The sequence below is a fragment of the Rhodobacter aestuarii genome (assembly GCF_900156655.1).
Classification (GTDB): domain Bacteria; phylum Pseudomonadota; class Alphaproteobacteria; order Rhodobacterales; family Rhodobacteraceae; genus Rhodobacter; species Rhodobacter aestuarii.
On the sequence record NZ_FTOG01000028.1, the window covers coordinates 1 to 2,935 of the forward strand.

2 protein-coding genes are annotated in these 2,935 nt (G+C 70.8%); one reads left to right on the top strand and one right to left on the bottom strand.

Translation table 11 applies throughout. The features are described from left to right. Nucleotides 1-91: 91 nt before the first annotated feature. On the bottom strand, nucleotides 92-520 hold the full coding sequence (locus BW967_RS18330; RefSeq protein WP_076486565.1) for a MerR family transcriptional regulator: 429 nt from the start codon (nucleotides 518-520) through the stop codon (nucleotides 92-94). 139 nt (nucleotides 521-659) lie between these two features. Here BW967_RS18330 and BW967_RS18335 point away from each other — a divergent pair, with 139 nt between their 5' ends. Continuing rightward, on the top strand, nucleotides 660-2,906 hold the full coding sequence (locus tag BW967_RS18335; RefSeq protein WP_076486567.1) for a heavy metal translocating P-type ATPase: 2,247 nt from the start codon (nucleotides 660-662) through the stop codon (nucleotides 2,904-2,906). The last annotated feature ends 29 nt before the right edge of the window (nucleotides 2,907-2,935 follow it).

A 2,935-nucleotide genomic window follows, 5' to 3' on the forward strand; every position in this document is an offset into this window, starting at 1 on the left:
TCAACCGGGGCATTGACCCGCGAGGAGGGGACGAGCGCTGGCCGCGGCTCGCGGAAGGTGACGACCTTGACAGAGCGGCGCGCGGGCGGTTTCAGGGCATGGGTGGTTCGTGATCGGACAGACATTCTGCGTGGTCGCGCAGCACCTCGAGAATGCGGCAATTTGCGATCCGGTCGGCCCTGCATTCGCCGATCATCCGCTGCAACTCCGCCCTCAGCGCCTCGAGCCGGGCGATGCGCGCCTCGACCTCGCGCAGCTGCTTGCGGGCGACCGCATCCACCTGAGCGCAAGACCGCTCGGGGCTGTCGGAGAGTTCCAGCAGGTCGCGGATCGCCTGCAACGGAAAGCCGAGTTGCCGAGCGTGGCGGATGAAGGCGAGCCGGTCAAGCTCGGGCGCGCCATAGCGGCGCTGACCGCCGTCGCTGCGCCCGGGCTCGGGCATCAGGCCGATCTGTTCGTAATAGCGGATCGTTTGCACCTTGGTGCCGGTGCGCTTGGCGAGGGTTCCGATCGACAGCATGGGCCTGTCTCCTGCGATGCTGGGCCGCGGTGCCTTGCGCCCCGGCGCGGGGGCGAAAAACCCGCGACACGGGTTGAACCTACAGTTGCTGTAGGTCGTATATCTGATTGCGATCGAAGACTCACCACGGAGAACGGGCATGACGACGGCGGGCGCGGGGCAACGCGAATGGCACGTGACGGGGATGGATTGCGGCTCTTGCGCGGCCAAGGTGCGCGGCGCGGTGGAGCGGCTGCCCGGCGTCTCGGAGGTGGATGTGGCGCCGATGGCCGAGCGGCTGCGGCTCAGGCTCGACGAGGCCCTGACCGCGCCCGAAAGCATTGAGAAAGCGGTGCGCGCGGTCGGTTTCGGCATCGCCCCCAAAGGCGCGCCGCCCGAGCGGCCAAAGGGGGCCTTCGTGCTGCCCGAGGGGGCGTTTGCGGCTGCGGCTGTGCCCCCCGAACCCGCGCCCGAGCCTAAACCTGAACCGCAAGCACCGGCCAAACCGGCGCCGCGCGGCTGGTGGCACAGCGCCAAGGGCCGTCTTGTCCTTGGCACCGGCGCGCTGCTGGCCCTAGCCTTGTCGGCGCGCCTCGTTCTGCCCGCCGAGATCGCGCCCTGGGCCTTCGGGCTTGCAACCCTTGTCGGCATCGCCCCGGTGGCGCGGCGCGCCGTCATGCTGGCCCGCGCGCGCATGCCCTTCACCATCGAGATGTTGATGACCATCGCCACCTCCGGCGCGCTGGTGATCGGCGCACCCGAGGAAGCCGCGGTGGTGGTGTTCCTGTTCGCCTTGGGAGAGCTGCTCGAGGGCGTCTCGGCGGACAAGGCGCGCGACAGCATCCGCGCGCTCGCAAGCCTTGTGCCGAAGACCGCGCGGCTCGAGACCGGCGGGCAGATCCGCGAGGTTGCCGCCGAAACCCTGCAAATCGGCCAGATCGTGCAGGTCCGCCCCGGCGATCATCTGCCCTGCGACGGCGTGGTGATCGAGGGCATCTCGGGGGTCGATGAAAGCCCGGTGACCGGCGAGAGCCTCCCCAGCCTGAAAGAGCCCGGCGCGGCGGTGTTCGCCGGTTCGATCAACGGCGAGGCGCTGTTGCGCCTGCGCGTCACCAAGGCGGCGGCCGACAACACCATCGCCCGCATCATCCGTCTTGTGACCGAGGCTGAGAGCGCCCGCGCCCCCACCGAGCGGTTCATCGACCGGTTCAGCCGGGTCTACATGCCCGCCGTGGTCGGGGTCGCGGCGCTGGTCGCGCTGGTCCCGCCGCTGGCGTTCGGCCAGGGCTGGAGCGACTGGGTCTACCGCGCGCTTGCGCTCTTGCTGATCGGCTGCCCCTGCGCGCTGGTGATTTCGGTGCCCGCCGCGATCAGCGCGGCGCTGTCGATGGGCGCGCGCCACGGGCTGTTGCTCAAGGGCGGCAAGGTGATCGAGGCGGCGGCGCGCGTCACCCATGTCGCCTTCGACAAGACCGGCACGCTGACGCAAGGCGCGCCGCGGGTGACCGATCTGGTCGCGCTTGGCGGTGACGAGGCTCAGTTGCTGGCGCTTGCCGCCGGGGTCGAAAGCGGCGCGAGCCATCCGCTGGCACAGGCGATCTGCGCCGAGGCGGAGCGGCGCGGCATCGCCGCCGCCCCCGCCAGCGGGGCCCGCGCCCTGCCCGGCAAAGGCGCCGAGGCCGTGATCGAGGGCACCCTCGTCTGCCTTGGCTCGGCGCGTCTTGCCGCGGAGCGCGGCGCGATGTCCGAGGCGCTGGCGACCCGGGTGGCGGGGCTCGAGGCCGAGGGCAAGACGGTGGTGATCTTGCTGCGGGCGAGCGCGGCGCAGGGTCTTGTGGCGCTGCGCGATGAGCCGCGCGCCGATGCGGCGCTGGGGCTGGCGCAGTTGCACGCGCTTGGCCTGTCGACCTTGATGCTGACCGGCGACAATGCCCGCACCGCGCAAGCCATCGCGGCGGAGCTTGGCGCAGAACTTGGCCTCGCGCATCGCGCGCAGCTTCTGCCCGAGGACAAGCTCACGGCGATCCGCGCGCTTGCGACGGCCGGGCGGGTGATGATGATCGGCGACGGGATCAACGATGCCCCCGCGCTGGCTGCGGCAGATGTCGGCGTGGCGATGGGGTCGGGCACCGATGTCGCGCTCGAGACCGCCGATGCGGCGCTCTTGCGCAACCGCGTCGGCGATGTGGCGGGCTTGGTGCGCCTTGCCCGGGCCACGATGACGAATATCCAGCAAAACATCGCCATCGCGCTCGGTCTCAAGGCGGTGTTTTTGCTCACCACGGTATCCGGGGTCACCGGGCTCTGGGTCGCGGTTCTGGCCGACACCGGCGCCACCGTGCTGGTGACGATGAACGCGCTGCGGCTTTTGCTGTTCCGCCCGGGCGCGCAGACGCAACGCCCCTGAATGGACCGCAGCTGCCTCATCGCCGCGGT